Annotated in this window: 8 protein-coding genes and 1 pseudogene; 8 read left to right on the top strand and 1 reads right to left on the bottom strand. The window is 31.8% G+C overall.

The genetic code is table 11. The annotated features are described in order from the left end of the window. On the top strand, positions 1 to 546 hold a 546-nt coding region (locus WAZ07_RS25995), incomplete at its 5' end, for an aromatic amino acid transport family protein (protein WP_336474592.1). Between the two features lie 456 nt (positions 547 to 1,002). Here the strand turns inward: WAZ07_RS25995 and WAZ07_RS25990 are convergent. Next, the gene (locus tag WAZ07_RS25990; protein ID WP_336474700.1) at positions 1,003 to 1,392 is read right to left on the bottom strand and encodes a hypothetical protein; all 390 of its coding nucleotides are present in this window, start codon (positions 1,390 to 1,392) and stop codon (positions 1,003 to 1,005) included. A gap of 539 nt (positions 1,393 to 1,931) precedes the next feature. Here WAZ07_RS25990 and WAZ07_RS25985 point away from each other — a divergent pair. From WAZ07_RS25985 to WAZ07_RS25960, 7 genes and pseudogenes are all read left to right on the top strand, one after another. Then, complete coding sequence (locus WAZ07_RS25985; RefSeq protein WP_336474699.1) at positions 1,932 to 2,294, top strand: hypothetical protein; 363 nt, start codon at positions 1,932 to 1,934, stop codon at positions 2,292 to 2,294. Between the two features lie 50 nt (positions 2,295 to 2,344). Beyond that, positions 2,345 to 2,575, top strand: coding sequence for a hypothetical protein (locus WAZ07_RS25980; protein ID WP_336474698.1), 231 nt, complete (start codon positions 2,345 to 2,347; stop codon positions 2,573 to 2,575). 456 nt (positions 2,576 to 3,031) lie between these two features. After that, positions 3,032 to 3,160, top strand: coding sequence for a hypothetical protein (locus WAZ07_RS25975; protein ID WP_280141418.1), 129 nt, complete (start codon positions 3,032 to 3,034; stop codon positions 3,158 to 3,160). Positions 3,161 to 4,029: 869 nt separating this feature from the next. Next, positions 4,030 to 4,329 carry a hypothetical protein gene (locus WAZ07_RS25970; protein ID WP_336474697.1) on the top strand — a complete coding sequence of 100 codons (300 nt, stop codon included), beginning with the start codon at positions 4,030 to 4,032 and terminating at the stop codon, positions 4,327 to 4,329. Positions 4,330 to 4,345: 16 nt separating this feature from the next. Beyond that, entirely contained in the window at positions 4,346 to 4,504 is a 159-nt protein-coding gene (locus tag WAZ07_RS25965) for a hypothetical protein (RefSeq protein WP_336474696.1), read from the top strand. A 308-nt stretch (positions 4,505 to 4,812) separates the two neighbouring features. Next, a pseudogene (locus tag WAZ07_RS26380) lies at positions 4,813 to 4,908 on the top strand (DUF4158 domain-containing protein); the annotation flags it as partial. Between the two features lie 294 nt (positions 4,909 to 5,202). Beyond that, a partial coding sequence (locus tag WAZ07_RS25960; protein ID WP_336474695.1) for a thiol-activated cytolysin family protein occupies positions 5,203 to 5,506 on the top strand: 304 nt, incomplete at its 3' end.

The following is a 5,506-nucleotide window of genomic DNA, read 5'->3' as shown; positions in this document are numbered from 1 at the left end:
GCTCAAATACAAAAAGCTTGTTATATCATGACATTCGCTGTTGTTATGTTCTTTGTTTGGAGCAGTACATTGAGTTTAACTCCAAGTGATCTTGCAATGGCAAAAAAAGAGAACTTGTCAATCCTATCATATCTTGCGAATGAGCTTAATTCGCCTATAATCACTATTGCAGCTCCTATCATTGCTTTTGTGGCCATCACAAAGTCGTTCCTTGGTCATTATATAGGAGCATATGAGGTAATGCGTGACATGATTATCAAGTCCAGTAAAAAACGCGGAAAAGATGTAGGAGAAAAAACAGTTAAGACAATGATCCTTACTTTTGTCGTATTAACATGCTGGTATGTTGCGTATGCAAATCCAAGTATTCTTGGAATTATTGATGCCCTTAGTGGTCCGTTAGTTGCTGCTATCTTATGTCTATTACCAATGTATGCGATCCATAAAGTACCAGTACTAGCTAAATACAAAGGGAAAGCGAGCAATGTATTTGTCATCATTATAGGTATACTTACTGTCCTAGCAAGTATTAAGTCATTATTCTAATTCACTATTGAAAGATTCCTAGCGGATAAGATATATAGATGCAAATTGAAAAACTAACATAAAACCCTTTTCCTTTTCGGTGGGCGAGAACAACTGGCCATGCATAGAATCGGTCAGGGCCTATTTCTGCCACATGCGCAGCGAAAACCAAAAAGAGCAAACAAGTGCAAGTTCCTTTTTTTTATAGTAGCAATCTATATGTAAAAAAAACAAATTGGATTTATATATATCTGTTTTTGGACAGACTCCTCACCTTGGGGAGTTTGTTCTTTTTTAATCATATGCATAACCTCTATTCATAGTTGTCCATAGAAATTTAGTTCAGTTTTTTCGTTTTGGGGAAGAATGTATTTCTTAACTTGATAGCAATGGGGCGGTACGCCAAAAAGAAAAAATACCAATTCACAAATGAATTGGTATTTTTGTTCATCAAATTGAAATTAAATAACTATAAAACTAATCTTTTTCAACTGTATATCTAACTTGTTTAAAGTTTACCATGTCTCCATTTTCAGTATCATCTTTAGTTTGCAAAAGTTGAACTTTTGGCTTGTAGTCCGTCCTATGAGCATCTTTGATACCCTTAATGTTAAGTTTGTAGGATTCATCATTTTTTATTTTTTGTTCAAATACTTTTTTATTGGCAACAAAAATAAAGGTCACTTTATTTTCATCAATTCCCTCAGTCATAAATTCTAATTGATTATCTTTTGTTGTAATCGTTGGTGTTAATAATTTAATACTTCCATTTCCGGTTTTTTCTAAAGAATTTTCTGCTATAGCTGAACATCCAGATAATGTGATACCAGAAAATAGAATAAAACTTAATCCAATTATCTTTTTCATAAGATCACCCCAACCCCAAAAAACTTTTCGACTTCGTCAGCAGGGGAATAAATTGTCATTCCCAACCCGTTAGCGTGGAACATAGATGATTAGCTGTCAACCTATTGAAATTATACCATGATATGTAAATGGTTAACAAGGTGTATATGGGGTACCACCTCATGCCCATCAACTTAAGAGCTCGCATTGGGAATAACCAATTATTTTCCGTGATTGCTATATGAGGTACCGCCAGCATTTCGGAAAAAACCCACGCTAAGAGCATGCAAGATTTTATACGGTTTTTCGGCCAATCCAATAACAAACGGGAACCCTGAAACCCACGCCAGGATAGGAATGTAAAAAAATGAATAGAGTCATAGAAAAAGAAAAAGGCGGATTCCTTGTGAGAGTAGGGATCCTCCTTTTCCTTGCTACTGATAATGATGCGTTATGTTAACCTAACATGAATACGGTATACATATGATATTTTATCTATCTTAAGTAAAGAGAATTGTCATATAATAGAAATAACATTATGGGTTATACAGGAGATACAAATGAAAAAATTTTTAATTAGTTATGCTACAAGTCTACTTACTTTTATTATCGGATGGATCTTAATTCTATCTATTTTTGATCCTAGTAACTGGACCGATTTATTTGGATTCATTATATTTCTCATCATTTATGGTAGTATACCAGCTCTCGTAGCTTGCCTAATTGGGGAAGTGTTATACAGAAACATAAAACGATGTGGAGAATTTCAATTTGGAATTCCTGTATTTATAGGACTAGCAATTATCTATATACTTATACCCTCTCTTTTTACTGGGTCATTTCCTTTTTGGGGTCTTGTTGATTTTGTTACACCTGTTATTATGGGTTCTTTAGCTTTTTATTTAATACGTAGAAAAATTTAATTAATTTCTATTAACGGAAATTATGTGAACTTACAAAGTAAGGGGGATATATGGGGTACTCTTATAAAGAATTTCTTGAAGACTTAAATATGGGTAGGGAGATACATTTTATTTATAAAAGTGAAGGTTACTACATGAGCGACTGGGGATTTTGGAAATTTGATGATGAATCAAGTGAAATCATAGTTGGGAATGAAGAGGATATATTAACAAAAGTTAAAATAGATGGAAAATCCATTAAAGAAATATGGAATTTAATTGAAATTGATTATATCTTTTAGTAGTAATATTGTATAAAAAAGACTAACTTATAATTTTATAAGTTAGTCTTTTTTATACTACTGATAAGTGAGATTATGTTAACTAGAGTATATTTTTTTTTTTGAGGGTATCAAGGGATTTGGTGTAGAGCCAATATTTTAGGAGATATGAAAGTAAACTAATAAACAAAAGTTTACTTTCAAATAGATCTTTTAAATTATGAATATCTAAGAACAGAGGAAACACAATATATTTAAGAGTAAGATTCTAATTTAATTAGATGTACCTTACAAAAATGTAATTTTTAACTTCATCAGGGAAATCATATAATATACTATATTGATGCTCGTGATATCTAATAGGTTGTGTTTTTACAATGGCTGAAATTATAGATAATGCTTTATTTACAGGATTTGAAAAATAAGAAACTTTTAGGATAAATAAATTTATCGAAAATATGTAAAAGGGGATAGCAAATGAAAACACATGAATTAATTATTGAGATACAAGAGAGTTATGATAACAACCCTATTCAAGATGCTCAAGTTTTTATTTTATTTAGTTTTTTGTTATTAGTATTTAAGTTTTTAAAACCAACGAATTAGTAAAAATTAGATGAAATAAGAAAAGACATATTATTCAGTTAAGTTCCCTTTTTGGTAATATTTAGATGTAAACTTCTATTCAAAAGTTTACTTTGGTATTTATAATAAATAAAAAGCACTTTTTAATGTTTTAAAAGTGCTTTTTATTTGATATTAATTATGTAGTTTTATAATTTTTATTTTTAAGATCGAATAGATTTTTTATAAATACTATGGAAAATCCAATTGCACAAAAAGCTCTTAACCAATCAAATTTATAATCTGTGGTAAGTACGGAAATAAATTCAATAGTATTAGTAATAAATAATATCCCGAATATCCATATGTAAAATTTCACCATTCTTAAACTTTGTATAATGTTCCCCTCAATCCTTCAATTAAGATTATCATTATATTACATTTATGTTATATAACTTGTATTTATATAGAATTTTTAATGAGGTTATATCACAGATTTTATAATAATATGTAAATGTAAACAAATAATGTTTTTTTTTCAAAAAGCTGTTTTTTCTGTAACAAACTTTGCGCTTAACGTACAGTGTATCAGTTAAAATGTGTCCAAATTGTAACTAAACGTACAATTTTCTTTTTTTGATATGGTGAGACATGCTCATCAACTTAAGAATTTAGAATTACTCCAGAACGATAAAATTTTGCACAAGTTGCTCAATTTTATCGTTCTGGGGTAGTTTATTTTTGTTAGATTGACGGCTATGGGGTACTTTAAAATCTTAAGTTGATGGCGATGTGGCGGTACGCCTATTAGAGGAATTGGACAACGTTTCTAAGCAAATGACAACGCTACTATACAACCAAACGTTATTAATGCAGGAAATACAGGAATTGAAAAAAGGTAAGGTGACGATATGAAAAAGAAATACACGATCACAGGCATAGTGTTTTGCGTGGCCGCGGGTTTTGCAGCAACAAACACAGTTTTAGGCAAGTATGAACAGCAGAAGGCACGAGTTAAACAGGAACAACAGCAACGTGAAGCAGCTAAAAAACAGGAAGAGGAATTACACAAGCAACAATTAGAGGCACAGCAACAGGCCGAGGAACAACGCAAACAAGAAGCGGCGCAGCAGCGCCAAGAACAAGCAAAAGCGCAGCGCGACAAAATAGACGCTTACTATGAGCAACTTGTGAAAGAAGGAAAGATATGAAAATAGAGGTGACAATATGAAAAATAAATATGTGATCATCGGCATAGTGTTTTGCGTGGCCGCGGGTTTCGTAGCAACAAACATAATTGTAGATAAACACTGTCAGCAGCAGGGCGAACCAACACAAGATGGTTTACACAATTGGCATAAAACAAAAGATCAGCATTGTGAATGATCGTTATGGGGTCCCACCTCATGCCCATCAAGCTAATATTTTGAGAAACCTCTCATAACAAAAATTTTACCTTTTCACAGTTATTTATCCCGCTATTCGTGGGAGTATTACTGTCCGTAAAAGCCCGATTGGAAGGGCTAATAATCAGTGGGGGATGAAGAAAACCCCCACTGATTAAAGTTTCACTTTATAAGAGTTCGGCTCATTTTTGGGGGCGTTTATTTTTCTTAAGTTGATGGGTATGAGGCTGTACCCCTATATATGATTCAAAAATCAGTTTAAATATGGAGTGTTTCTAATTTAAAAAAGTAAAAAAACAACGTGGAGTCGCTAATAGATTAGGATTTGCTATACAAATTGCTTACTTACGTTTTACAGGAAGACCATTATCTGCGAATGAAAAATATGATTAATGCTACTCTTATTAACAATACAAAGGGAACCTGCTACATTCTCATATGCAATATTGCATATGAGAATGTGTTAATAGAAATGTATAATAAGAGCATAAAGATAAATCACATCTGAGCAACAACAACAGAGGAGGAGATCATATGGCAATCGCAATGGCAATTTTAAAATTTATAGGTGGAGTACTTCCATTCGTTCAAGAACTTTTAAAAGCATTTATGTAAGTTTACTATTTAGCAATTATTTATACATAATTGTCATACCTTAATACGAAAAAAAGGAAGGGGTTGATTTTTTTGAAAATCAAGAAAAATACTAAAGGAATAAAATTACTAGCATGTTTATCAATTGGCTTATGCACTTTTAATTATTCTTCTATTTCTTTCGCTGAAACACCTAAAAGTAATTCAGCTGATCAGGCAAAAAAAGCGATTAACATTGATACTGGTATAGAAAATCTAAAGTATAATAATCAAGAGGTTCTAGCAGTAAATGGTGATAAAGTAGAGAGTTTTGTTCCGAAAGAAAGTACAAATTCAAATGGTAAATTTGTAGTGGTTGAACGTGAGAAAAAATCACTTACAACTTCAC

Source organism: Bacillus bruguierae (assembly GCF_037104725.1).
Taxonomy (GTDB): Bacteria; Bacillota; Bacilli; order Bacillales; family Bacillaceae_G; genus Bacillus_A; species Bacillus_A bruguierae.
The sequence above is the reverse complement of the archived record's forward strand: the minus strand, read 5'-3'. Positions and strand labels throughout refer to the sequence as shown.